The organism is Tersicoccus solisilvae, from assembly GCF_014643255.1.
Lineage (GTDB): Bacteria > Actinomycetota > Actinomycetes > Actinomycetales > Micrococcaceae > Tersicoccus > Tersicoccus solisilvae.
The window spans coordinates 1-513 of the sequence record NZ_BMJI01000108.1 but is presented as its reverse complement, the minus strand read 5'-3'; the positions used below and the strand labels follow the sequence as shown (position 1 = coordinate 513).

The window sequence follows — 513 nt, the reverse complement described above, 5'->3', positions numbered from 1 at the left end:
AGCGGTTATTTCAAAGCTTATTAGCTGGTTGCTATCCAATATGGTCAGTTCGGGAATACCATCCAGTTCAAGCCGAGGAAAATAATGGTTACCCAGACGATATCCGGCCAGGGCCAGTTTGGCTTGCTTGCGTACCTTGGGTACCTGCTGCGGGTAGAAATGGTTCAGGCCGTTGATGCCGCCAAACCAGATACTGCCGTCCTTGTCCTGCCAACTGACGTTGCCGTTGAACTCCAGCGCCTGCAATCCTTCATACTCGTTGAAGGTTAATACTTTTTCTTTGTCTATGGCAAAGCGGCTGATGCCAGAGTTGCTGCTGAGCCAGAGGTCACCACTCTGATCTTGCTCCAAGGCATAAACGGTATTACCCGGTAATCCTTGATTGCGGCCGAAGTGTTGCAATTCATTTTGACGCAGGCGACTGAGCCCGCCATGGGTGGCAAACCAGATGCTGCCATCTCTGTCTTTGAGAATGTCACGCACCATGGGGTGAGCGAGCCTGTCGCCACGAAT

1 protein-coding gene is annotated in these 513 nt (G+C 51.7%); it reads right to left on the bottom strand.

The window, feature by feature from the left end; translation table 11 throughout:
* The coding region (locus IEX22_RS16475; protein WP_268236893.1) for a two-component regulator propeller domain-containing protein at positions 1–513 on the bottom strand (513 nt) is incomplete at its 3' end.